This window comes from Streptomyces violens (assembly GCF_000717745.1).
Classification (GTDB): Bacteria; Actinomycetota; Actinomycetes; order Streptomycetales; family Streptomycetaceae; genus Streptomyces; species Streptomyces violens.
In genome coordinates this window covers 1-23,163 of sequence record NZ_JOBH01000029.1, presented here as the reverse complement: position 1 = coordinate 23,163, position 23,163 = coordinate 1, and the positions used below count along the sequence as shown (strand labels likewise).

Sequence of the window (23,163 nt, the reverse complement as noted above, 5' to 3'; positions counted from 1 at the left end):
TCCAGCCGGAGCACGCCGGGTCAGACGTGCTCCGCCTTCTGCCACTGTTCTCTGCGGTGCAAGGCCCTGTGCGCTATCCGTCCTGGCTGCGCAGGTGCTCCAGGAGGGCACGCAACGTGGTCCAGTTGGACGGGGAGTCGACCTCGCCCAGAGGGAAGTACCTGCCCGGTCGGCGGCGCGCCCCGATGGCCCGTGGCGGCTCGGGCAGCGGCACCTTCTGCGCTCCGGCACCGGCCGCCTTGTGAGCTTCCTCCGCGCCGAGCGCCAGAGCGAGAGGGATGGGCGGCGCTTCGAAGCTCGCCGGAGCGTTCACATCCCGCCGCCCGGTCCGCACCTGGAACAGGGCCGAACGCAGATGGTGGTGCGAGGCCAGTTCATCGGCGAGGTCAGTCAGGGCGTCAAACGGCGGGGCCTCGTCCTTGCCGTAGCCGATGCCGAGGGTGATGTCCTCCTCCACGCCGTCCGCGGTGCGCAGGACCTGCAGGGCGGCGATGGCCGGGTGTTCGGGTGCCCCGGCCACCACCAGCCTGGTCGGCCGGGGGGCGCGTTCGCGTGCGAGGTCGGTGAGGTTGCGCCGGGACCAGGGCAGGCCGGCCGGCTCGGCGGTGCCCCAGGCGGCCGGGGCGGCACCGGTCAGGTGCTGCCAGGCGGCCTCCAGCGCGCCGCCGAGCACGAGCTGTTCATCGGCTCGATGGCAGGTACGCAGGGACAGCAGCAGCTGCCGCTCATCCGGATTGGGCACTGGGTCGAAGCCCGCCGCGGCGCCACTGCCACCGCTTCCGCGGGAGTCGTCCGGGACAGGAGCGAAGCGGTCACCCTGCCAGCCCAGCACCGCTCCGGTCAGACCGTCGAAGTAACCCCCGCTCTCCTCCCGCACCACCCAACGCCCCTGAGCCTCCGCCAGCGCGAGGCGAGCGGGGAGCGTCAGCAGCGTCTGCGGCGGGGTGACGACCTGTACCTCACGCCCCTCCGCCGCAGCAGAGAGCAGCGCATTACCGAGCCAGGAGGACAGCCCGAGCACCGGACGGTCCTGGAAAACAACGGCTGCCGCATCGGTCAGCACATCCACAGCCGGCTGCCCAGGATGCGGCGGGGGAGGAGCTTGTACGTCGCGGGTATCGACAACACCGATGCCCTCGTCTACGACCTGAGGCGGCCACAGCACGCCGCCCAGAACGGCGACCAGGCGCCCGGCCGCGACCGCGGCAAGGCGCTGCGCCTGCTCCGTGGCGGCCGTCGCGCGGACCTCGGTCCACCACACCGACTCGCCCAGCCGATCCGCGCGCACACCGAGAAGACGCTGCGCCTCGTGCGGCACGGCAAGCAGCATCGGGGTCTCGACGGAGACCAGCGGGTGCCCCTCCTCATCGCACAGCTGCACCACCGCCCCCTCGCCGAGGGTCTGCAACCGCAGGTCCGGCCCACCCGACAGCAAGGCGGCCGCCAGGGTCCGCGCATCCGGCAGCTGCTTGGTCAAGGCAATGACGTCCCTTGTCATGACGCGACCTCCTGGCCGCCGGGCGGCCCGGACAAAGGAACACAACAGCCGAGGACGGTGCGCCCCTCGCACACTGCTGGCCGCGCCGGGGCGGCGGTCAGCTCAGCACAAGGCAGATGGACTGCCGGCATCAGCGTGAGTAAACCGATGCCGCTCGCGTCGACTCCCATATGCCCGCCCCCATTCACCAAACCGCGCTCCACGCACGCACTGCACATACCTCTGGAGCAACGCCTGCCCCAGAGCCCCACCCCACCATAAATCACGACGCTTTCAGCATGTATGTAGGTGAGGGCATGCCTCAGAGTCCCGGCGTCCTCAACATGCGAGCACGTAGCTGAGAGAGAAGTGCCTCGTGGGGGGCTTCGGCCCGCGGGAGGGGGCAGCCTGCTCACCGGCCTTCCGGCCCCGATCACTCCCTGGGCTGAACACCGGCAGTCGTGCCCTGACTGCCCGGCTGCTTCTCCGGCCGGCGGGCAGCGCCCCATGCCAATTGCCTGGCCGGGGGCGAGGCGGACGGCCGTGGCCGAAAAGCTGTGAAGCCGCTGTGAAGGCGCTGTTAACGTGATCACCGACTGTGAAGCGTGAGGTAGGGGGATATTAGTGAGACGCTCGATACGGGTGGGATTGATAGGCGCGGCGCTGGCCGGGCTGCTGCCGCTTGCGGGGGCTCCGGCCGCGCAGGCGGCGGCGCCGACCAAGTCGTGTTCGATGGCCTACAGCGCACAGATCGTGTTCTGGGCAATGACGTGCAGTCAGCCGGGGGAGCCGATGATCGGCGGGTTCGCCACCTGGCGCAACGTGCCGATCACCTTCGACAAGGTCTCCACCACGGGCCAGACGGTGCAGGTCGGCAACTACATGCGGCTGACCCCGAACACCGAGAAGAGCCCGTTCGCCAACAACATCGAACTCGGCCTGTACGCGGAGAAGACGGGGAAGGACACCCATACCTACGGCCCCCGGTGGACGGAGCTGACCTCCAAGGGCGGCAAGACCAAAGCCATCACCGCTGGCATCAACCCGACCAAGGCCGATGGCCGCAACCACACCTACATGACGGTGCGGCAGGACTCCGGCAACCAGTGGGATGTCCTGTATGACTTCAACAAGGTCGGCTCCACCACCGACCAGTTGAAGGTGCCCCGCGGCAACCCCAACCGCGTGGACATCGGCCTGGAAGTCATGGGACCGAAATACGTCAACGTCCCCACCATCGCCAACCGCCTGCAGTTCATGGCGGAGGACAAGGCGATGCGACGCGTCCAGAGCGCCAACGTCGCCAAGGTCAACTCCCTTGGTGCGTGCGGCAGCGCCCACAAGCCGCCCAACTGCTTCACCGCCAAGCTCACCGGCGGCAGCGAATTCACCCAGTGGGCGGTCAGCAAGCCCCGCAAGACCACCGCCACCGCCGCGACCGCGAAGGCAGCTGGCGCCGTGTCCGCCGCGGCCGACGGCCATCGGCCGCTCACCGCCATGCCGCAGGTCTTCCACGGGGTGGACCAGCAGGCCCTGCAGCAGTGCCTGGCCGAGGACCCGGACAGCTGCCTGGCCACGGTTCCGGGCCTGGCCGACTGCGTCACCACCACCCGCCTGTGCAACGCCGCCGCCCTCGAGACCCGCCCAGCCCTCGCCGCCCGCACAAACGATTCGCCAGCGGTCAGCGAGCCGGAGCTGCGGCAGCGGGCCGCCACCGCCTTCGACGTGGCCCCGCAGCAACTGGAGGTCAACAGCCCGCAGGAGGCCGGGGCCGGGATGTGGACGGTGACCTCGCAGGCTCACACACCGGGCCTGCAGCCCGGCGGGGAGGACTACGACGGCTTCCGTGCCTCCTACTCCGCCACCACCGGAGAACTCCTTGAGGCCTGCTGGGGCCAGATGTGCCAGCAGTGAGCCCGGCCACGCCGGCGCTCCCTGCTGACCGCCCACCTGCCCACGCCGCGGCCCGCGAGCCCGCCGGCCGCCCCCAGCCTCTCCGTCCTGCGAACAGGAGCTCCTGATGCGTATACGACGCTTTCGCCCCTCTACCGCTGCGCGCGGCCTGATCGCCGCCGCAGCCCTCCTCCTCGCCTGCACGATCCCGCCGATCGCCAGCGCTACCGCCAGCCCGGCCCCGCAACCCACGGCCGGCCAGATCGTACCCACCTCCACCGTCCCGGCCTCCGAGCTGCGCGGCCTGAGCAAGCCGGTGCCCTATGCGGACTACGCCAAGGCCCGCGGGGCGGCCCGCCCCGCCCTGGCCCCCCGCGCCGCAGTGGCCGACCCGGGGGAGGAGAAGGACCTGCGCACCGAGTGCGCCAAGCACACCAAGGCCGCTCCCAGCGCCAAGGGCTGGTTCAAAAGCCGCTTTGAAGGCTGCCAGAAGCGTCCCTTCGATCTCGTGCTGCGCGACATCAAAGGCACCACGGCCATCGGCCGGCTGAAGTTCGACCAATGGGTGCTTGCCTTCACCCACGACGGTTCCCGCAAGGTCGACTACGTCTCCAGCATCGAGAACATCATCGTCCAGACCATCCCGGGGGAGGACGCCACCAAGTGGCGCGTGAGCCAGGACTTCTCCCACAGCATCGACGCCAGCAGCAGCGACCCCGATCCGAAGGTGAGCGCTCCTGCCACCACCCGCCGGGATGAACTGCTCGGCGGGTGGGACAAGAAGCCCTCCTGGACCCTGACCTACACCTCCCCCGACAAGGGCGCCCAATACAGCAAGGGCAACCTGCAGCGGGTCTTCTCCACCCTCACCATGGACGTCACGGCCAACTCGCCCAACGCCAAGCTGCCCTACTCTCTGGTCGGTGCCTACTACTCCAACGTCCGGTTCGACTACGCCGGGCCGACCGCTGGCAAGTACAAGGGCACCGTCCTCACCCAGGCACGCGTCGAACTCGCCATGAACCGTAAGGACGCGGCCACCAAGGAAAGCTCCCTGCACATCTACGACGCGCTGAACCGGCCCGAGCGCACCTTCCCCTCCTGGCCCGGCAAGACCGTCCCCGGCGCCACCGAACCCCTGCACCGCCTCGTCGACCCCGACAAGCAGGAGGCCAACCGCAAAAAGTCGATCAAGGAGTGCGAGAAGGTCTGGGGCAAGTACGACGGCACGGGCCTGCAGTGCGATGAGTACCCCTTCGCCTCCACCAAGGAAGGCTCCAACAAGGGCGATGACCGCTACTCCGTCCGCTTGATCGACGGAGATGACAACGAGGCGGGCGGCCGCTCCCTGAACGCCCTCTACATTGGCAACCGCATGCTCGACGGTGACCCCTTCTACGTCAAGGTCACCTGACCCGGAGGAAACACGCCATGCCGCTCGTCGCCGAGTACCGCACCCAGGCCCGCCCCGACCGCCGCATCCTGGAGGTCTACGACGCCGACGCCTACCTCGACGACGAGCAGGCACTGGCCGCCGCCCGCAGCCAGGTGGTAGCCGGCAACGGCTACCACCTGTATCTGCACAGCCTGCAAGACGTCCTCAAGGCCACCATCGCCATCCGCATCTGGGACACACCACCCGACGAACCGGCCGATGCAGAAGGCAGCGTCCCTATCACGCTGGAGTCGGAGACCGGCATCCTCGTCATCCGGGCATTCACCGCAGGCCCCGTCGGCGAAATGGCTCTGCCCCAGCCCGGCGTCTACGGCGGATACGCCTCCTGGATCGGGCGGCAGGCCACCCGCGATCACTGTCACGCCACCCTCCACGCTCTTGCAGAGGACGCATCGACCGAGGAGGCGGACCGGGCCTGGGCGCAGACCCCCACCACGGAGGCCTACACGCTCGACCTGTGCTACCTGCGGCCACCTGAGGGCGAGGACGAAGAGGAATAATGAGGTCCGCAGCATTCTCCGGGCAGCGTCCCCCCCCCGCGAGGCAGGGAGCGGCTGTCGATGCAGTCCCGTTGCCAGACCTCGGAGGGGAGCCCGGCGCGGACGATGAAGGCCTGTCGATGCGGTAGTGAGCATGGTCAACTACTGCAATGGGACAGGTACTCACGACATTCATCGCGGTGGCGGGAACACTTCTCGGCTCTCTTCTGGGCTACCGGTTCCAGAAGCGTGTGGCCGACCGCAGCGAACGCCGCAACGCCGTCCTCGCGTACACCAGTGCTGCCAATGAGTTTCTACGAAGTCAACACGACTGGTGGCACCGCCAACACGAGGAACCTGGCGGCCCGGGCCACATCGCGGCGAGAACGGAGGCGTTCAGAATCCGCGGTCTGGTATTCCAGGCCATTCAACAGCTTCACCTCCTCGTGCCCGATGCAGCCCTGCACTCACGCGCAGAGCAAACCCTCGACACGATCAGCGCCCTTCACCGCGCGGCGGACCGTGAGGAACTGCGGGCCTTGTCGGCCGATGCGCGGGCAGACCTGAACGCCTTCGTCGCACAGGCTTCCGTTCGGATCGAGTGAACGCCCGACCAACTGGATGGGGCCCGTCATAAGAGGCCCCGCCCAGCCAGCCGGGCGACCGTACGACCACGCCCGGAGGCTCCCGTGGCGGGCTGACGCCGAAAATTCAGCTGGGTAAATGCCCTTCGAGACGACTCTCCGCGACTTGGCACCCCCCCCCAAAAAAAACATCGACACCGCCCCCCGCACCCCGAGACACGCTGAACACCCCGCCAGCCGCGCCGCCCCCGAGCTGCCACGGGTGGGTGCAGGCTGGCTCCGAAGACCTCGTCGAAGGACAGGGAGCGGGTGGTGGGGATGAGGTAGTAGGCGGATCCCGGGCCGGCGGTGGTCCGGGGGCCGGTGCGGCCGGTCATCAGGACGTCGTGCGGGGTGAGGACGTCGAGGTTGTCGAAGACGTAGCAGACCGGAAGTTGGGTCCAGGCGGCCAGCTGGAGGTGGGCCAGGACTGCCGCCTTCTCGACCGCGTGACGGTGTGTGGTGCGGCTGGTCATGCGGTGCCCCGGCCGGGTTGGCCCGCGCCCAACTGCACGCCTGGGCCCAGCTGCCGACCCTGGCCGCGCAAAACCGCGCCCAAGAGGCCGACGCTGCCCTCGCGGCCGCGGGCCGGGAGCTGGAGGCCGACGCGGTGGGCTGGGCACCGGGCCGCTTCGGCTTCGACGCCGCCGAATACGCCCTCCACGAAGCCGAAGCCCACTTCACCCTGGGCCGCCCGGAGCAGGCCAGTGCCCGGGCAAAGGCATCCGCCAGCCAGACCGTAGAGGGAACCCCGGGCGGGGCTGCTGCCACCCTGGTCCTCGCCCAAGCCGAGGCAACCGTGCGGCCGGCCGATGCCGCCCAACGTGCCTTAACTGTTCTGCAGCAGATCCCGGCAGCCCGGCTGCGCTCCACCGCCCGCAGCCGCCTGGCCCGACTGGATGCCGCTCTCACCTCGACCCCGGCAGCTGGTGTCGAGGACCTGCACGAGCAGGTACGCGCGCTGCCTCCCGCCATCAACGATCACGGCGTCGCGAGCGCCTGACACCACAGCAGCGAAGAGGACCTTCCGTCACTGTCCTTTTGTGTTTCTAGGACTGGTAGCGGGAGCGTAGCTGTGCGAGTTCGGTGCGGGCTTGCCGAGTTGTGGGGTCGTCGGGGCCGTAGCGGCGGTCTCGTATGGCCAAGACCTGTGTGAACTCTTCCAGCGCTTCAGCGTGTCGGCCGTTCTCCCACAGGCTTGTGGCGTGCTGTTGTCTGGCGTTGAGGACAGCGGGGTGTTCCTGGCCGTTGGTGCGTACGAGGTCCGGCAGGCACCGGTCCAGGACCTTGAGCGCCGCGGTGTGGTCCCCGGTTCGGGCCAGGAAGTCAGCGATGCGGCAGCGTGTTTCGAGGGTGTTGATGTGGTCCGCGCCCAGGTGTTCCTCTTCTGCTGCGAGGACCTCACGTGCTTGTCGTAAGGCTTCGGCCGGATCTCCCATGTCCGCAACGAGCCGGGCGATGATTCGACGGGTGTCGAGTGTGTTCATCGCGGTGGGGCCCAGGTACTCCTCCCGGTCGGCAAGCAGGGCGCGGAACTGAGCCAGGGCACCGGCCAGATCGCCGCGGCGGCGGGCGCAGGAGGCGAGATTGTGCCGGACGACGTGCAGGGTCTCGTCCCCCGGGAGAAGCACTGCCTCGTGCTCGGCAAGGAGTGCCCGGAAGGCGGCCTCGGCCTCGGCGGGATTCCCCATGAGCATGGTGTAGAAGGCGATCTGATGCCGCAGTGACGTACGGTGCGACAGACGATCGTCGCCAGCATTGTCCTCATTCTCCAGGCTTTCAAGCTCCTGCGACAGCACGGCGATCGCCTCAGCGTAGTGATGCCGGTCAGCGAGGGCCGAAGCGCGGAAGAAGACTCCCTCGACGAGCCCGGCGTCGAGCGCCTGATGAAAGGCTCTTCGCTGATGCCAGAGAGCCTTTCCCGCGATCGAAGGCATCCGGGTCGTATCGGCATGGCGGATGACAGTGTCCCAGGTCTCTGCCGGGATAGAAGCTTGGTGGGGCTGGTCGACGAGATAGTCGAATGCCATGAAACATGGATTGCCACTCGTGCCCGACGGGACAATCAGGCTGCTGGCACCGTGCACCGGCTGGAGGGCCCAGCGCCAGGCCTCCTCCAACGACTCCGGTCGCAGCGCGTGTCCTCCCCGCGCTGCCAGATAGTGATGATGGAGCTCCTCCAGCAGCTCTCGCGAAGCCGGCGCGTCCAGGCCGATGCGGCGGCAGTCCACTGCCGCCGTCACCAGGGCCGCTGCCCGGGGGTGGGCGCCGGCTTCCCACGCTGCGTGCCAGTCCCGCAACAACTCCGGCCCGGCGGCGAGCGCCTCTGCCAGTCCGAAGACATGAGTGCGGTGTAGCGCCCGAGCGATACGGGGGTCGTCAGCGAACGAGGAGGCGACCTCCAGCTCCTGCGGCGACCAGATCCTGTCGAGGTAGCAGGTGTGCGCGAGCTTCAGCACGTGACGGTTCGCCCGCCATGCCGTCCGCTCCTGCTCGTCACCGCTGGGTTCGGTGCGAGCTGTGAAGCGCTGGTGCTGTGACGAGCGGATGGTAGCCACCACCACAACCCCTGGACGGGATGTCAGCTCGCTCAGCAGCTGCGGGGAGAGAGCGTCGCTGCCCAGGAAGCACTCGAGGTCATCCAGCCACAGCACTGCCGGCTCCGCGCGACGCGACACGTATTCCGCAAGGGGAATCACTGCAGTGCGATCCACGGGTACCGCCAGATGATGCGACGGAATCGCGGCCCGCATCGCCTCGAACGCCGACCGCGACTTGCCTGCCGTGGACTCTCCCACGAGCAGCACGAATGCCTCGCGGGCCACAGCCGTCCGTAACTCGTCGTCGATCGACCGGGGTATGTAGGCAGGGAGCCCACCCGCCAGCGACGGTTCACCTCCCTGATCTGTGCGTGCCGGGTGCACGCCCAGCCGAATGGCATCACTCACCTCCGCAACCCGCGGAAGAAGGCCATCTGTCCCGGCGACAGCAAGCGCCTTCGCCACCTGCTCACGCTGCATCGATGAGCGCTCGATCCACGCCTGCATTCGCCCGCCGACAATCACCGTGCATGCGCTGACCGCGCCTCCCACTGACACGGCCCACACCTGGGGCAGCCACAGGGCCGCGATGAATGCGCTGCCTACCCCCAGTGCACCGCACAGCGCGAGGGTCGCCCACGCACCAATATGTCGCCACCAACTTCGGGACACCGATACCCCCGCCCGTGAATCATGTCCTTTGCCTCGCTTCTACCGCAGTACAAGGGGCCGGGAAGGTGCCTGTTGGGATGCTCGGCCCGTGACCGGCGGGAGCTGCGCTACGCGGCGAAGCGCTGCTCGTTGAGAACGGCATACAGGTGTGAGCCGTGGGCCCAGCGCTTGAGTTCCTGGCGGCCGACCAGAGTGATGCCGTGGCGCCCGGCGAAGTCCGCTGCCGGCTTGGTGAATCCGTTCAGGCCCACCACGATGGCCACGTCCGCGCCGTGCTCGGGACGCGCGGTGCCGTTGAAGGTCTGGATCTCCCGTGATCCGACCGGGCGGTTGTACTGCTTGCACTGCAGGACGACCTTGCGGCTGTCCTGGTCCCAGGCCACCACGTCCGCGCCCAGGTCCCCGGAGCCGCCGACCCGGCGGGTACGCACGAATCCGTCCCGGGCCAGCAGCTCGGCGCAGGCCTGCTCGAAGCCGTCCGCACTGAGCGCGGCGAGCTGCTTCATCCGGAACGTGAGGACCTCGGGCTCCTGAAAGGACGGCTCGCCGGCATGGTCCTCGACCACGGCGTCGTCGTCATCGGCGTAGACGGGATCGCCGGAGAAGACCGCGAAGCACAGCAGCACCAGCACACCCAGGATGATCAGCGCGAACCACCAGGGATGCTCGATCAGCCACCCCCACACGTCTTTGCTGACCCATCCCCATACGTCCACGCTGACCCAGTGCCACACATCCTCCGTCAGCCATCGCCAGGCCATCTTGGCCACTGCCAGAGCGATGATGATTCCGAGAATGGCCTTCAGCACCGGGTCCAGCGACCCGTCCTCGTCGAACATGCCCCCTCTTCCGTGACACTGTCGCTCCCCGCCTGCTACGCCGCGCGCCGGCCCGCCGACCTGCGCGGTGCGCGGGCGGGCAGGCGTAGCAGGGTGTGCAGCGGCACGCCCTCCTCGGCCCACTGCCGCAGCCGGTCGCGGTCGACCCAGTGGACCTGGTGCTGATCACCCCAGGCTTTGGCATCCCGGGTGATCCCGCCGTTGGTGACCACGACGGAGATATCGGCGCGGTGGACCGGTCCGGCGGTGCCCTTGACCTGGTACATCACCGCGGAACCGACCTTCCCACCCACCCTGGTGTGCTTGGCCTGCACCACGATCCGGCCCCACTGCACATGCCGGCCGAGAACATCGGCGGACTGGTCCCCCTTCTGCCCGACCTTCCGCGCCGACCACCCCTCCCGGATCAGTAGATCCCGCAGCGCGTACTCGAACTCCGCATCACCCATCGCGTCGATCCGCGTCAGCGGAATCTGCAGGCGAGCCAGCAACTGAGCCTGCGCCCGTTGCTGTCGCACAGACCGCAGCTGCCGCCAGCCCAGGGCGGTCGCACCCGCCGCGCCGAGCGCCGCCGCCAGCGGCCACCCGCGCAGCACGACCTCCCACGCCGTGGCAGCTTCCTTGACCACCATGGTGGCCACCGCGGCGGCGACGAGGACGGCTGCCAGCTGTTCCTGGCGGCCGCGGGGACGACGCAGCCGTAACCGGCGCTTGCCGCTCACCGGTTCGGCGAGGCGGACACCGACGGCGAGGGGGAGGGAGAGGCCGGCCTGTCGGCTTCCGCCTCGAACCCGAAGACCTGCCCCCACAGCCACACCACAGCAACGAGACCCGCGATCGTCCAGCCCCCCAGCTTCTTGCCCCGCGGCCGCGGATTACGGCGGATGTGCTGACGGACGACGTGATACCCCTCCGGCGGCATACTCTTCCCCCTTCTGCCGGACAGCTCGAGGAAGCTGCCCTCCTAGCTATTGGGTGTAGCAGCGGCCACTGACAAAAGCCGCTGAGTCCGTACGAAGATCAGCAAGGGGTGAGCGCAAACCGGCCACCACCTCTCCGCCTGTAGCGGAGCGGCGAGATGCCGTCTGCCCGGGTGCTGTGACCTCGCAGGTTCTGTCCGGCTGGCCGTCCCAGCCCGCCCGAAAGCAGGCCGCACAAGCGAGAACACGTCCTCTCCCAGGCGGCCACCTGCGCGAACACGGTGTGCCCCTGCCGGAGGAAGCGGTCACGAATGGCGCGAAACACGGCATGGAACACGTGTGTGGGAGCACGCAAAGCCGGCCGCAGCGCCGGCGGTCATCCCTTGTCCTCAGGAACGACTGACGCGCAAGACAAGAGCCCCGCCTGCAGTGGCAGTCGGGGCGCACCCTTGCTGTTCAGCGGCTGGTGGAGCCGGAGCGTTATCCGGCCAGTCGACTGCTGGCGCTTGGGCAGGGAGGGCTCTTGGTCGACGGTAGCCTGTCCTGCACGGGTGGTTGAGCTGAGGAGGGCCTGTGGGCAAGGTGCGCCGCACACATCGCCGGCGCCATCGGAGCCGATCACCTGGTCGTCCCCGGCTACCACCCGCACACCCAGCAGCCGGAGCGCGTCAACGCTGCGTTCCGGAAACTGTGGGGCGGCACTGATCGTCGCCACCTGACCAGCGTCCGGCACGAGCCGGTGTGCTCACGGCGGGTGGGGCGCTCTTTCCTGGGCGGCTACCTGCGCGAACACTCCAGCATCCGTTTGACGGAGTAGTTGAAGGCCGTGCCCTTCGGGCCGTGCTCCGTTAGGGCGTGGAGAAGGCGGTGCATCGGGTGGCCTGGTGTTCCCACAGGACGATGTCGGCTGCTCGCAGCAGGCTCAGCGGCCGTCCGTCGGGCGTATATGTGCCGGCCGCCAGCTCGGTGAGCCAGTCACGGTTGGCTCGCAGATCCGCTTGGAGCAGGGGCCAGAGGCGTCGCGGGATATCCCCGTAAGCACCGCGAGGGGGTGCTTGCCCTGTATAGAAGCGGTAGACGGCGCTGTCGAAGATCGGCACAAGGCGTGGGCGTTTGCGATGCAGGATCTTCGTCACCGCCACAGCTTTCACTCCACTCACACCGACTCCTTCAGCCTCACCTGATGCGGCCAGTGCAGCGTCGACCAGTGCCCACGGTGCGCAGGAAGGATCGAGTGACGTATCGAGGAAATCCGCGGACCGGGCTGCCGGGTGCTCCAGGACCGCCTGCATCGCCCGCAACAGCACCGCTCCGGGGCCGTCCGGCCAAAAAAGCGGAACCACCTGGCGATAGCCCATGGGCACGCTCAGCAGAGCAGGCGCCAGACAATCCAGAGGCGTCAGACGGTCCGGATCGCCCTGCCGGTCGTAGGTGGTGAACGCCCGGCGACCGCGAGGATCGGTGTAGGCCCGCACATGCTCCGCTGCACACGCCTGCAACGCAGCGATGCTGCTCCTGACCTCGGGCATAGGGCCTCCGCTGACCGGTTGTGAACGAAGAGGGCATCATCCAGAATCCAGGCCCAACGACGCCCCGTAAGAACCGCGTACGCGTTGAGAGCCGCGGGCGGGCCCACGGACACGGCGCGAGGAAAGCCGGGTGCCTGCGGAGACAGCAGCTCCGCAGGCACCTCTCGCGCCTCAGCACGCAGCCGGAATGCCTGCCGGATGGCAGCGGCGGGCCTTGCGGCCCGAACCGCAGGGGCAGGCAGCGTTTTTCGCGACGCTACGCCCTGGCCCCTGCACCTGCGACCGGGAGGATGCGCTGGGCCTGACCATGCTCTCGCCGCGGGTACGCCAGCGCTGCAGGGGCTCGGGGAACCGGCCGGCACGCTCGAGCACCCACGGCCCGACGGCGCTGAAGGCCTCGTCCCCCGCCCCGGAGGAGAACTCGCGGATCTCCTCCTCGGGACCGCGCAGCATCAGCCCGGCCACGGCGGGATAGTCCTTGCCCTGGAAAGCCCGGAGGCCCTGCAGCTTGAAGATGTCCTTGGCGAACGCGGCCCCCGCGATCAGCGCCGCCCCGGTGACCACATCTCCCTCGCCTCCGTCGTCGAGCCGGTTGAACAGCCGGATCAGAACTGCCTCCGCATCGCTGATCGGCAGGTCCTGCTCCTGCTCCAGAGCCCTAGTGAAACGCTCGCGGATCTCCTCCGGGGTGCGATAGGAGAACTCGTCCGCATGCCCCCGCTGTTCGAAGTGCAAGGTGTACACGCCCGGCTGCAGCCCGGATTCATGGGCCAGCACCTTGCTGGTCGACTCGAACCCCACGAACCGCACGACAGCGTCCCGCACGGTCCCTTTACGGGCCTCGTCCCCCAGGCGGGAGTGCGGCGAGAACAGATACGGGCACACCTGCGCCGCGTACAACGCGCAGATCTCATGCACCGGCGCCTCGCCGCACACGACAGCGGGCAGCCGGCCCTCCTCCTGAAGGATCATCTGCCAGCGCAGCTCATCGGTGAACGGCATCCCGCACACGGCACACCAGTCGAACGTCGCCAGTGCCAGCTTGCGCCGCTCGCTGATGGCCCCGAAGTTCACCTCCTTCGGGCTGCGGGCCACCGTCGCGATGACGGGATAACCGCGCCCGTCGACTGCCAGATGCTGCATCCGGCGCGGTAACGGCACCTCATGCTGCGGTCTCTGCTTCATCCCCACCCCTAATGTCCGGCCGCGCCACACTCACCAGCGCAGGCCACGATGAGGATCTATCATGCCGTACCCTCATTGATCGGCTGAATCGGAAAGTCTGGGCCCCGGCGAGCTGCTCGCATCCAGCGAGGCCGACACGCCTCCCGCCGTCGAATGCCGTCACCACCCCACTCACTGACAAAAGCCCCAAGGCATCACGCTGAAGCTGTCCGCGCCTCCCAGACGAACGGGTTCCCATGCCCTACGACCTCGACCCGTGGCAGCTCCTCGCTGCCGACGCCCAGGAGTTCTCAGCGTTCCGTATCTGGGCCACGGCGCTGGAGGCGGCCGGCACGCCAGTGGTCCTTCTCGGCAGCCCAGAGCAGCAGGAGAAGCGCTACCAGGAGCTCTACGGCCTGGCGCCCGGCGTCCTCACCGCCGACGCCCACGTCTCCCTCGCCGGCGAACCCTGGTTCGTCGACCACACCAGACTCCCCGCACCGGGCGGACGCAGGGTGCCAGCAGCCATCCGCGCCGCCCGCGAAGCACTGCGGCGAGAACTCGCAGCGGCCGCGCTGATCAGCCCCACCGGCGGCTTGCGCATCACGGTCACGCCTCAGACGCAGAGCAGTCGGCGGGAGCGCCGACGCTACTTCGAGCGGCTGGCTGCCTTTGGCCGGCAAGCTGCCGAAACCGGGCAGCCCGTCTATGATCCGGAGGCCCCGACTACGATCCCCACTTCCCCTTCCCGGTCGCAGAACCCTGGCGGCCGCATGACCCGGCCGAACCCGTGGAGATCATTGTTTCCCTCGCCGCGCACCCCATGTCCTGGCGGGCGCAGAACACGCCGCAGGGCTGGGAAACACGACACCGGCAGGCTCCGGGAGATCGCGGACGCCCTCGTCAAGAAGCTGACCGAGCACAAGGGCAAGACCAACAAGCCAGGTCAGCTTCGTCGAGCGCACCGACTGGGAGTGCCTACCGGCCTTTTGATCGACGCACGGACGGGTTGGCAGCCACCCGGCCTCGTGCCCCAGCAGACGGCCGCCACGACGCACCCACTCATGGCCGACCTCCCCGTGCCGCTGGCCCAGGACCTGATGTCGGAACTGGCCGCGCAACACCCCGATGCACTCACGTGCGCATGGCTGCTTTCCTCCGACGAACAGGTCCACGAGGTCTACCGCCACGAGGTGTAGCGGTAGGCGACCGCTGCACACACCGATCGTCGATGGGCCGCAGAGACGGCAGCTCCGACGCAGCACCGAGGGCAGGCGCTACGCGCGACCGCCCAGGCACCAGCCGTCGGGGGCCGCAGGCGGCCCGGCAGTGATCAGGTCACCCAGCTTCCACCGCAGACAGGAGCGGTCGCCCAGGACCGCATCCTGCATCTGGCCGGTGTGCGGCGCGGCCAGCGGCAGGCGCCGGTAGCGGCCGCGGGTCGGCCGCTGCGCCCCGCCCCGACGTGTGGGCCGGGGCGGAGGCAGGAGCGAATGCCGCCCGGCCCACATCCCCACCGCGTCCATCCCTGAAACCGCTGGGATGCCCCAGTCGGTCAGGAGCTTCGCCAGCCGGTCGTGCCAGGCGCGGTCTCCTGCCTGCGTCAGCGTGCCGCGCAGACGCTGCCGCTCCCGCGCCGCCAGCGCCTGAGCCAGCCCCACCGCCTCGGGGGAGAACATCAGCGGCGCCACCCGCAGTTCATCGTCCCCCGCCCATCCCGTTGCGCGTCTGCGGGCCCGCCACACCGGCGCATTGAGGTCGGGGACGTTCCACCGGCACGAGGCGATGGCGTAGGCGTCCGCGAACATCGCCCGGCCTCCCGCGCCCAGGCGCCGCTCCAGCAGTAGCCGCATCCGGTGCGCCTCCACGACCTCGGGCAGCTCGGACAGCGCGACAGCATCGTCGCCGGGGCCGCGGCGGTTGTCCAGCCAGCGTCCATGTCGGGCACACACCTGCCAGGTCGCCTCCGCGGCCAGATAGGCCTCCAGACTGGTGCCCTTCACTCGGGCACACAACTCGCACACCCGCACCAGGAAGCAGCCGTCCGCATCCCACGGCCAGTCCCACGCCGGCGCGCCGTCCGCCGGGAGCAGCCGGTGCGTCCGCAGATTCGGCAGCGCACACTGCAGCGCGGCCACCTCACGCCCGGACAGCACAGCCAGCTGCTCCAGCGCGGCCCTGTTCAGATACCCCTCACTGCACTGCGGATCCCCTACACCACCGCCTCTCCGCAGCGGCGCGCCGAACATCGCCCACAACTCCTCGTCGGGGATGCCGTTGGCGTTCGCTAGACGCCGCACGTAGGAGCCGGTCGACTCCCCGCCGATGAACCGCACCGACCTCGCCAGGCGCTGCGCCGGGCGCCAGACCTTCCGCCGCCCCGCCGCGACCACACCAGCACGCCCCGCCAACACCTCACACCCTCCCGACCCGCCGACTCCGGGACTTCCTCGGCCCCCGGACAGCCACTTAACCGACAGCTCTGCACACCTGCCGTCCCACTGTCTACCGCCTCATGCCGTGCCCCGCAGCGCTCCCGCTCCTCTGCGCCCCGCACCCGCCCCGCCTTTGGCCAAAAGCATGTGATCTCCCGACAGAACCGGCTCACCGGCGGGATACATTCCGCGCGATCACTGGACCAAGGGCGAGGGAGAGGCGTGGAGTTACGCGCGCACCAAAGAGAGGCGCTTGCCGCGATCGAGGACGCCGCGGCCGCCGGCGAGCAGCGGATGACGGTCGTGGCCGCCTGCGGCAGCGGCAAGACGCTGATCGCCCAGCAGGCCGCGCAAGCCCTGGCCGCACACGGCGCCGTCCTGGTCCTGATGCCGACGAAGGACCTGGTGGCACAGACCATCCGCCGCTGGCGCGACGCCGGGCGTACGGGGCCCGCATTCGGACTGTGCTCCCTGAGCCAGACCGAGAGCGGACTGGCCAGGAGCGAGGCGGTGATGGTCCGCCGCCCGCAGGCGATCGTCCGCGCGATGCAAACCGGCGGCCCGGTCACCGTGTTCGCCACCTACGGCTCCCTGCATCACCTTGAAGACGCCCACGAGCACTATGGTCTGGCCCCCTGGGACCTGGTGATCATCGATGAGGCCCACCGCACCTGCTCCGCTTTCGGATCCGGCTGGGGCACCATCCACGACGACGACGCCATCCCCGCCAAGATCCGCCTCTACATGACCGCCACACCCAGGGTCTGGCACACCACAGTTCCCGCAGGTTCCGGCGACCTCCCGCCGTTCACGGACCGCATTCCGCTGGCCACCATGGACCACCGCGAAATCTTCGGTCCCACTGTTTTCGAACTGGGCATGGCCGAGGCCATCGAACGCGGCATTCTCGCCGACTACCAGGTCATCCTGCCCATCGTCGACGACAGCGACCTGCACACCATCCTCACCGCCCGCCACCCCGTCCTCAGCGCCCACCACAACGGACTGCGTAACGCCGCCATCCACGTTGCCATCCTGCGCGCGATCGCCAGCCATCAGCTGCGCCGCGTCCTGGTGTTCCACAACCGCGTCGCCCTCGCGCAAGCCTTCGCCGCCGCCCTGCCCACCACCGCCCTGCAGGTCGGAGAGGAACTGCGCATCGAAGACCTGTGGTCGCAGGCGATCCACGGTCAGCAGCCGGGGGACTGGCGCCGCGAGTTGCTGGAAGACTTCGCCGACCCCGACCGGGCATGCGCGGTGCTCTCCAATGTGCGCGTCCTCAACGAAGGCGTCGACATGCCCGATGTCGACGCCGTGGTTTTCGCCGCCCCGCGATACAGCGTCATCGACGCCATCCAGGCCATCGGCCGAGGCCTTCGCCAGCCTCCCGGCGCAGGCAAGAAGACCACCCTGATCATCCCCGTCTACCTCCAGCACGGCGCTGACACCGACACCCTGCTGAAGGACTCCGTCTTCGAGAGCCTGCTCACCCTCCTGCAGGCACTGCGCGCTCACGACGGGTCGTTCATGGAGCGCATCGCCCTGCCCAGCCGCTCGCGCAAGCGCACCGTCAACGTCAGGGCCCTCTGCTACGCCCAACCCGAGCGCGCCGCCCAACTGGCCCGCGCCCTGGGCCTGGAGATCACCCTGCCGGCCACCGGCACCTGGGAGCAGGCCCTCACCTCCGCCACCCGCTACCGCACCAAATTCCGGCACCTAGACGTTCCCGCCGACTACACCGACCCTGCTGGCTTCGCCCTGGGGGAGTGCCTGGCCAACCTCCGCCTACGCCACCTGTTGGGCCGCCTGCCCACCGAACACCGGCAAGCCCTGGAGGCACTGGGCATGCCTTGGACCGCACCGGCGCAGACCTTCGACTCCATGCTCCACCATGCCCGAACCTGGGCGGCCCATCACGGTCATCTCAGCGTTCCCGTCCACGACAGCTTCGGCGGTCACCGAATCGGCTTATGGCTGGCCACACAGCGCCACAAGGCCAACACCGGGCCAGCTTCCCGAGGAGCACCAGCAGGCCCTCGCCGCCATCGACCCGTACTGGAACCCGCCCTGGTCCCTGGACTGGCAGCGCAAGTATGCGCAAGCCAAAGACCTCATCCTCGCCGACCTCGGCCCCGACTGGTGGTACAAGCCGGACTACCACCAGCGGGCAGGGCGAGAAGACCTCAAGATCGCGAACTGGATCTACAAGCAGCGCAAAACGTTCTTCCGCCTGCACGAAGAACAGCAGGACCTCCTGCTCCGCATCGGGACACCACCCCTGCCCGACAGCGTGTATACCAAACGCTCCGACTACGCACGCCACGTCTTCTACGAGGGCCTCATGCACCTCGCCGTGTTCCTGGCGCGCGAAGGCCACGCCGACGTCCCCCGCGACCACGACGAGCCATCCCGTTGGGAAGGGGCAAAGGCGCCGGTCTACCCCCTTGGAGCCTTCATCCACCGATGCCGCAAGCACCCCGAAGCACTCACCGACGAGCAGCGCCACGCCCTGCAAGCCCTGCAGATGATCTGGGACCCGAGCCTGGGACGCCACAAACACCCCAAGCCACCACCCACTGGATGAGCGTCATACCGCCCCGGGATGTTCCCCCGGCAGCGGCAGCGCGTTCTCATCCCGGCACTCCACATCGTCGACCAATGCCGTCCCGGTACCAGCCTGTCTACCCCGCCCCAGCCGCGGGCAGGTCGGGCGTGCACGTGCGGTATGCCGGGCGGGAGATGCCGACGCGCGGACCGGCATGCGGGGGGCGCGCGAGAAGGACCTCCTGTCACAGCGTCACCCTCTTGTGCCGCGCGAGGAGTTCGGTGAAGAAGTCGGCGAGGAGTGGTTCGCCACCCGATGCGGTCAGCTCCCAGCCGCCGAAGCGGTAAATCTCGTAGCCGGCGAGACGGAGCCGGCGGTCTTCGGCCACCATCTCCGAGTACAGGCGCGGCACAGCGGTCCAGGAGACGGCGCCTTGGCCGTCGGGCGGGTTCTTGCGGCCGTAGTGCTGCACACCGTCGACCTCGATGACAATGCGGGAGCGGTCCGGCGCCAGGAGCAGGAAGTCCATCCGCTGCCGGTACAGCGCCCCGGACTGCCTTCCGCTGCGCCGCGAGTCAACCGTCGCAGCGCGCCGTCCAGAGGTAGGCGGAGTAGGCGCCGACCTGCACCCACTGGCGGTAGTCCTCCAGGCCGGGCCCCCAGAGCTTCCCCGCCCCGCCTGTAACCCCTGTGCCCCGGCCTCCGTTGTCAGTGGCCACGATTAGTCTCTGGGGGAGGTGCGACGAAGGGGGACAAGGTGGCTAACAAAGACATAGACCATCGAGCAATCGAAAAGCATGTCAAGGAGATCAACAAGGCCTATCAGCGTGCTGCTCAGAAATATCCGGTCACCGTGCCGGTCACCGGCAAAGGCCTCACCGTCTCCGCCGGAGTCGGCGGGGTGGGGATCGAGCAGGACCCTCACCTGGTCCGGCTCTTGATATGGCTGGGTGATCAGCCTCGCCACAACTTTGCAGAGCAAGACGCCTACGCCGAGGAGTCAGGAGTTCCCCTGGACGATGTCCAGGTCCTGGCGCATGCCCTTGAGCGGGACGGTCTGATCGATTCGCTAAGGAGCCTCTCGGAGGACGGCGCCTACAAGGTGACCGATGACGGTCGAGTGGAGCTGAGGCGGCTCGCCCAACTGCGCAGCGACCCCGCCGCCCGGCACCGCTACGCCACCGATGCCTTCCTGCGCTGGCTCTACACCACCGCCCACGACCAGCACCCCGTCGACCCGACCGCCTTCCTGACCATCGCCGAATCCCACTTCGCCGGAGACGAACTGTCAGAGACGGAACTGCACTACGCCCTGGCACGCCTTGTCCACTCTGGACTCGTGGCGAACTACAGCACCGAGCCTCAGAGCGCCGCCATCACCATCGACGGCATCGACTGCGTACTGTCTGGAGCAACCGTGAGTGACTACCTCAGCCGAACCCGCCCCGGCGACTACTACAGCATTACCGGCACGAACATCGTTGCCGGCTCTCAGGGCAAGGTCGAGCAACACAACCACAACCACGCCTTCGACCCCAGCGCCATACGCGAGTTCGCAGCGCTGGTCCAGCAGCTCGCCCCGACCTACGGCATGGAACCTGCGCAGCAAGCCGAACTCGTCCGCGACGCCGAAGCGCTCGCCGAGGAGGCCGGCAGCGAGACTGCGCAGCCAGGCCGCATTCGCGCCGCCTTCGACACCGTGATGAGCGGACTCACACAGATCGGTGCAGCATCCGCCGGTCTGGACCTGACGATCCAGCACGGCCAGCAGGCCCTCAACACGGTCTTCGGCAGCTAGAGGTTGTCCCGTAACTAGTGAGGTCGTTGGTGCGTTGGCTGGGCATGGGTGGGGTGACCTCAGCAGATGATCCGAAGTGGATCGAGCCGTTCTCCGGGCTGACCGAGGTGCAGTTCGCCAGGCTGGTGGCGTTGGTGCGGCGTCGCGGTGGTGACGTGCAACGCGGTCGTCCCTGGCGGCTGCCGCTGGAGGGATCGGGTGTTGCTGGTGGCGACGTACTGGCGTACGAATCTCACGTTGCGGCAGGTGGCGCCGTTGTTCGGGGTCTCGAAGGCTGCCGCCGACCGCATCCTCGATCACCTGGCGCCCTTGCTGGCCCTCTCGCCGGCCCGTCGGCCACGCAAGGACACCGTCTACATCGTCGACGGCACTTTGGTGCCCACCCGTGACCGCAGCATCGCTGCGTCCAGTAAGCACTATCGGTACTCGACGAACCTCCAGGTCGTCATCGACGCCAACAGCCGCATGGTGGTGGCGGTCGGCCTGCCGTTGCCCGGCAGCCGCAACGACTGCCGGGCGTTCACCGAGTCCGGTGTCGACCGGGCCTGCCGCAGGGCACCGACCCTCGCAGATGGTGGATACCAGGGCACCGGTCTGCTCATCCTGCACCGCAAACGACGAGGTCAGACCCACCTCAGTCCTCATCACGAAGCGGAGAATGCCGTCCACCGCCGGGCACGAGCCCGCGTGAAACACGCCCTGTCGCGGCTGAAGAACTGAAAGATCTTGCGGGACTGCCGGCTCAAGGGCAACGGCGTTCACCAGGCCATGTGCTCGGTATCGCCCGGCTCCACAACCTGGCCCTCACTGGATAACTCACACCCCATACGGGACAACCTCTAGGCCACGCCTATGCCGCCCAGTCCATTTTCCCGCTCGGCGAGCTTGTCCGCGGCGAGTTCGGCGTTCCGGCTCATGGGCCCGAGAGCCGACAGCGAAAGCGGCGAGCACCGCAAACTCCACGGCGCAGCAAAGGCGGGGCTGACGCGCGGCGGATGACCGCGCAGCCAACCGCCAGTTCGTCCCGGTGGATGATGTCAGCGCTGTCGGCCGATACGAGCGAACGGCGGTACGAGGCACGCGCGACGCCCACTGCTTGAGGCTGATCCCGGGCGTCACTGCACCTCTTCGTTGTTCACCTTGCCGCCCACATCCACGAAGACGGCTCCCGCCAGCCTTTCGTCCTCCGGTTCCCAGACGTCATCCTGCATCATCCTGATGACTCGTTCGGGCAGCGGCTGCACCGGCTGCTCGGCGAGTTGGGCCACCCGCTGGTACAGCGGGGAGTCTTCCCTGGTGATGGGTGTGTGCTCCGGCCCTTCCTGTGCATCGATACGCTCCATACGTTGTTGCGGTACGGCTTCGGCGATGGATCGGAGGAAATGGGTACCGCCTGTATGGAGGGAACTGGCCTGGGCTCCCACCTCGTCGAGGGCAGTGGACTTCGGTGAGCGAAGCGGGTCCACGCAGACCAGCCGGTTCCACGGAACGCTCAGGTCGCGGGCGTGGTGGGCGGGCAGGGCAGGGTCGTCGACGACGCGCTGCACGACGAGCGCGGACACCAGGGAGCAGCCCAACTGCCGTTGGTCGGCCTGGCTGTGTTGGCAGTCAGCTATGGCCAATTCGTCGTCGTAAGGGACCCAGTTGCGGTGGTTGTACAACACGTAGAAGGGCAGGCAGCCGACGTTGGCGGCATCTGCGATCAGCCGCAGGCTCTGCACCGGGCCCTGCCCGTCGCCCGGGCGATAGCGGAATCGGAAACTGCCGTTGCGCATGGCCTTCTTGGCCTGCACTCGTATCCCCACCCCGCGATGACCGTCATGAAACCACCACTCCCAGTCGGCACCATTCCTGGCCTCCTGGGCGCGGGTGAACTGCCGGATAGCGATGCGGTCGCCGTGCTGTTGACGGATGTCCTGCAGATTGAAATCGGTGAACGACTCCTCGCCCGGCGCCCAGCCATTGAGATAGCCGTCGGCCAGACGCTCGAAGGTGCGCTCCGCGCAGCGGCTCAGGGTGCGGCACATGCCGTCCGGCCATGGTGCCGTCCGACTTGACGGCTGCACCGAGAACCCACACCCGGAGCAGAAACGATCGCGCAGCCTGATCGCCCGCCCGCACCGACACCGCTGCTTGCTGACCATGCCTCCATTGTCCTGCACCTGCCTCGCCTCACTCATCCGACCCGTCTCGCCCACCAGCTCGCGAGCCCCGCCCGGCGAGAGCCTGCCGTCGGCCGACGTCGCGGCGCTGCAGCCGCGTGACATGCTCGACCGCCTGGAGGCCGGAGGGTGGCCGCTGGACCTGGTCGACGAGGTCCTGGTCTTCGGCTCCTACGCGCGTGGCGCCCTGAACCCCGCCGACGTCGACGTGGTCGTCGAACACCGCACCGATGAGCGCCTCACCAGCGAATTTGTCAACGCCCTGTCCTACGGCCGCGACCCTTCCGCGTCGATGAAGCGCGCACTGAAGGGCACCAGCCGCGGCCTGCAAATCCATTTCCGAGAACGTAAGACCCTCGAAGCCGAAGGCTTCGAGCTCACGCCGCTGTGGACCCGCGGCGAGCCCCTCGCCGCCGCCCGCACCCGGCTCACCGCCATCACCCCCGACCCCACCGCCGGCCGAGCCCCGCGCGACCACATGCTCGACGCCTTCGAGGGCATCGACCGATGGGTGCCGCGCCCCGTCCGCGTCGCTGTGAAGTGCCACTGGAGTGCCACTAGAAAACCGTCATTTACGTGTCACCTGTGACGACGGTGTGATCGCCCTCTGAGCTGGCACGATGCTGGTTCT

The 23,163-nt window shown here is 68.4% G+C and carries 18 protein-coding genes and 2 pseudogenes; 11 read left to right on the top strand and 9 right to left on the bottom strand.

Annotation, left to right across the window (positions count from 1 at the left end):
- Positions 1-73: 73 nt before the first annotated feature.
- Positions 74-1,498, bottom strand: a complete 1,425-nt coding sequence (locus tag IF04_RS0134530) for a DUF6177 family protein (RefSeq protein WP_030267362.1) — start codon at positions 1,496-1,498, stop codon at positions 74-76.
- Positions 1,499-2,119: 621 nt separating this feature from the next.
- Between IF04_RS0134530 and IF04_RS0134525 the strand changes: the two genes are divergently transcribed.
- The 5 genes from IF04_RS0134525 to IF04_RS0134505 all read left to right on the top strand — a co-directional run bounded on the left by IF04_RS0134525 (position 2,120) and on the right by IF04_RS0134505 (position 6,931).
- Positions 2,120-3,391, top strand: coding sequence for a hypothetical protein (locus IF04_RS0134525; protein ID WP_245654601.1), 1,272 nt, complete (start codon positions 2,120-2,122; stop codon positions 3,389-3,391).
- A gap of 106 nt (positions 3,392-3,497) precedes the next feature.
- On the top strand, positions 3,498-4,784 hold the full coding sequence (locus tag IF04_RS0134520; protein ID WP_078601184.1) for a NucA/NucB deoxyribonuclease domain-containing protein: 1,287 nt from the start codon (positions 3,498-3,500) through the stop codon (positions 4,782-4,784).
- A 17-nt stretch (positions 4,785-4,801) separates the two neighbouring features.
- Positions 4,802-5,326, top strand: coding sequence for a hypothetical protein (locus IF04_RS0134515; RefSeq protein WP_030267351.1), 525 nt, complete (start codon positions 4,802-4,804; stop codon positions 5,324-5,326).
- A gap of 149 nt (positions 5,327-5,475) precedes the next feature.
- Positions 5,476-5,910 (top strand): hypothetical protein, encoded by a 435-nt coding sequence (locus IF04_RS0134510; RefSeq protein ID WP_030267348.1) that lies wholly within the window; start codon positions 5,476-5,478, stop codon positions 5,908-5,910.
- 511 nt (positions 5,911-6,421) lie between these two features.
- Complete coding sequence (locus tag IF04_RS0134505) at positions 6,422-6,931, top strand: hypothetical protein (protein WP_051831829.1); 510 nt, start codon at positions 6,422-6,424, stop codon at positions 6,929-6,931.
- Positions 6,932-6,977: 46 nt separating this feature from the next.
- On the opposite strand, the gene IF04_RS36855 is transcribed toward IF04_RS0134505, so the two are convergent.
- From IF04_RS36855 to IF04_RS0134475, 5 genes are all read right to left on the bottom strand, one after another.
- The gene (locus IF04_RS36855; RefSeq protein WP_157847761.1) at positions 6,978-9,026 is read right to left on the bottom strand and encodes a tetratricopeptide repeat protein; all 2,049 of its coding nucleotides are present in this window, start codon (positions 9,024-9,026) and stop codon (positions 6,978-6,980) included.
- 221 nt (positions 9,027-9,247) lie between these two features.
- On the bottom strand, positions 9,248-9,979 hold the full coding sequence (locus IF04_RS0134490) for a restriction endonuclease (protein ID WP_030267339.1): 732 nt from the start codon (positions 9,977-9,979) through the stop codon (positions 9,248-9,250).
- A 35-nt stretch (positions 9,980-10,014) separates the two neighbouring features.
- Positions 10,015-10,701: a restriction endonuclease gene (locus IF04_RS0134485; protein WP_030267336.1), complete on the bottom strand. Its 687-nt coding sequence runs from the start codon at positions 10,699-10,701 to the stop codon at positions 10,015-10,017.
- A gap of 1,046 nt (positions 10,702-11,747) precedes the next feature.
- Positions 11,748-12,428: a DUF6308 family protein gene (locus IF04_RS38965; RefSeq protein WP_157847760.1), complete on the bottom strand. Its 681-nt coding sequence runs from the start codon at positions 12,426-12,428 to the stop codon at positions 11,748-11,750.
- 171 nt (positions 12,429-12,599) lie between these two features.
- Positions 12,600-13,613: an SEC-C metal-binding domain-containing protein gene (locus IF04_RS0134475; protein WP_157847759.1), complete on the bottom strand. Its 1,014-nt coding sequence runs from the start codon at positions 13,611-13,613 to the stop codon at positions 12,600-12,602.
- A 236-nt stretch (positions 13,614-13,849) separates the two neighbouring features.
- On the opposite strand from IF04_RS0134475, the gene IF04_RS0134470 reads away from it, so the two are divergent.
- Positions 13,850-14,791, top strand: a complete 942-nt coding sequence (locus IF04_RS0134470) for a hypothetical protein (protein ID WP_030267327.1) — start codon at positions 13,850-13,852, stop codon at positions 14,789-14,791.
- 78 nt (positions 14,792-14,869) lie between these two features.
- Here the strand turns inward: IF04_RS0134470 and IF04_RS38550 are convergent, their stop codons facing one another.
- Positions 14,870-16,003 carry a TniQ family protein gene (locus IF04_RS38550; protein WP_157847758.1) on the bottom strand — a complete coding sequence of 378 codons (1,134 nt, stop codon included), beginning with the start codon at positions 16,001-16,003 and terminating at the stop codon, positions 14,870-14,872.
- 171 nt (positions 16,004-16,174) lie between these two features.
- On the opposite strand from IF04_RS38550, the pseudogene IF04_RS40475 reads away from it, so the two are divergent.
- Positions 16,175-17,971: pseudogene (locus IF04_RS40475) on the top strand (helicase associated domain-containing protein); the annotation flags it as partial.
- A complete protein-coding gene (locus tag IF04_RS40490) occupies positions 17,919-18,611 on the top strand; it encodes a helicase associated domain-containing protein (RefSeq protein WP_030267319.1) in 693 nt (230 codons plus the stop codon). The pseudogene IF04_RS40475 and the gene IF04_RS40490, both read left to right, overlap by 53 nt.
- A gap of 205 nt (positions 18,612-18,816) precedes the next feature.
- Here IF04_RS40490 and IF04_RS0134450 read toward each other — a convergent pair whose 3' ends face one another.
- The gene (locus IF04_RS0134450; protein WP_030267315.1) at positions 18,817-19,101 is read right to left on the bottom strand and encodes a hypothetical protein; all 285 of its coding nucleotides are present in this window, start codon (positions 19,099-19,101) and stop codon (positions 18,817-18,819) included.
- Between the two features lie 228 nt (positions 19,102-19,329).
- On the opposite strand from IF04_RS0134450, the gene IF04_RS0134445 reads away from it, so the two are divergent.
- Positions 19,330-20,370, top strand: coding sequence for a hypothetical protein (locus IF04_RS0134445; protein ID WP_030267311.1), 1,041 nt, complete (start codon positions 19,330-19,332; stop codon positions 20,368-20,370).
- A gap of 44 nt (positions 20,371-20,414) precedes the next feature.
- Positions 20,415-21,185, top strand: a pseudogene (locus tag IF04_RS36285) (transposase).
- 300 nt (positions 21,186-21,485) lie between these two features.
- On the opposite strand, the gene IF04_RS0134435 reads toward IF04_RS36285, so the two are convergent.
- Positions 21,486-22,514, bottom strand: a complete 1,029-nt coding sequence (locus tag IF04_RS0134435; RefSeq protein ID WP_169746167.1) for a DUF6615 family protein — start codon at positions 22,512-22,514, stop codon at positions 21,486-21,488.
- A 7-nt stretch (positions 22,515-22,521) separates the two neighbouring features.
- Between IF04_RS0134435 and IF04_RS0134430 the strand changes: the two genes are divergently transcribed.
- Positions 22,522-23,121, top strand: coding sequence for a nucleotidyltransferase domain-containing protein (locus tag IF04_RS0134430; RefSeq protein ID WP_051831826.1), 600 nt, complete (start codon positions 22,522-22,524; stop codon positions 23,119-23,121).
- The last annotated feature ends 42 nt before the right edge of the window (positions 23,122-23,163 follow it).

Bases quoted from the DNA above. Each gene is read 5' to 3' on its own strand.
- IF04_RS0134530 (WP_030267362.1), bottom strand. From the start codon at position 1,498: ATGACAAGGGACGTCATTGCCTTGACCAAGCAGCTGCCGGATGCGCGG.
- IF04_RS0134520 (WP_078601184.1), top strand. From the start codon at position 3,498: ATGCGTATACGACGCTTTCGCCCCTCTACCGCTGCGCGCGGCCTGATC.
- IF04_RS0134515 (WP_030267351.1), top strand. From the start codon at position 4,802: ATGCCGCTCGTCGCCGAGTACCGCACCCAGGCCCGCCCCGACCGCCGC.
- IF04_RS0134510 (WP_030267348.1), top strand. From the start codon at position 5,476: ATGGGACAGGTACTCACGACATTCATCGCGGTGGCGGGAACACTTCTC.
- IF04_RS0134490 (WP_030267339.1), bottom strand. From the start codon at position 9,979: ATGTTCGACGAGGACGGGTCGCTGGACCCGGTGCTGAAGGCCATTCTC.
- IF04_RS38965 (WP_157847760.1), bottom strand. From the start codon at position 12,428: ATGCCCGAGGTCAGGAGCAGCATCGCTGCGTTGCAGGCGTGTGCAGCG.
- IF04_RS0134475 (WP_157847759.1), bottom strand. From the start codon at position 13,613: ATGAAGCAGAGACCGCAGCATGAGGTGCCGTTACCGCGCCGGATGCAG.
- IF04_RS0134470 (WP_030267327.1), top strand. From the start codon at position 13,850: ATGCCCTACGACCTCGACCCGTGGCAGCTCCTCGCTGCCGACGCCCAG.
- IF04_RS40490 (WP_030267319.1), top strand. From the start codon at position 17,919: ATGCCCGAACCTGGGCGGCCCATCACGGTCATCTCAGCGTTCCCGTCC.
- IF04_RS0134450 (WP_030267315.1), bottom strand. From the start codon at position 19,101: ATGGACTTCCTGCTCCTGGCGCCGGACCGCTCCCGCATTGTCATCGAG.
- IF04_RS0134435 (WP_169746167.1), bottom strand. From the start codon at position 22,514: ATGGTCAGCAAGCAGCGGTGTCGGTGCGGGCGGGCGATCAGGCTGCGC.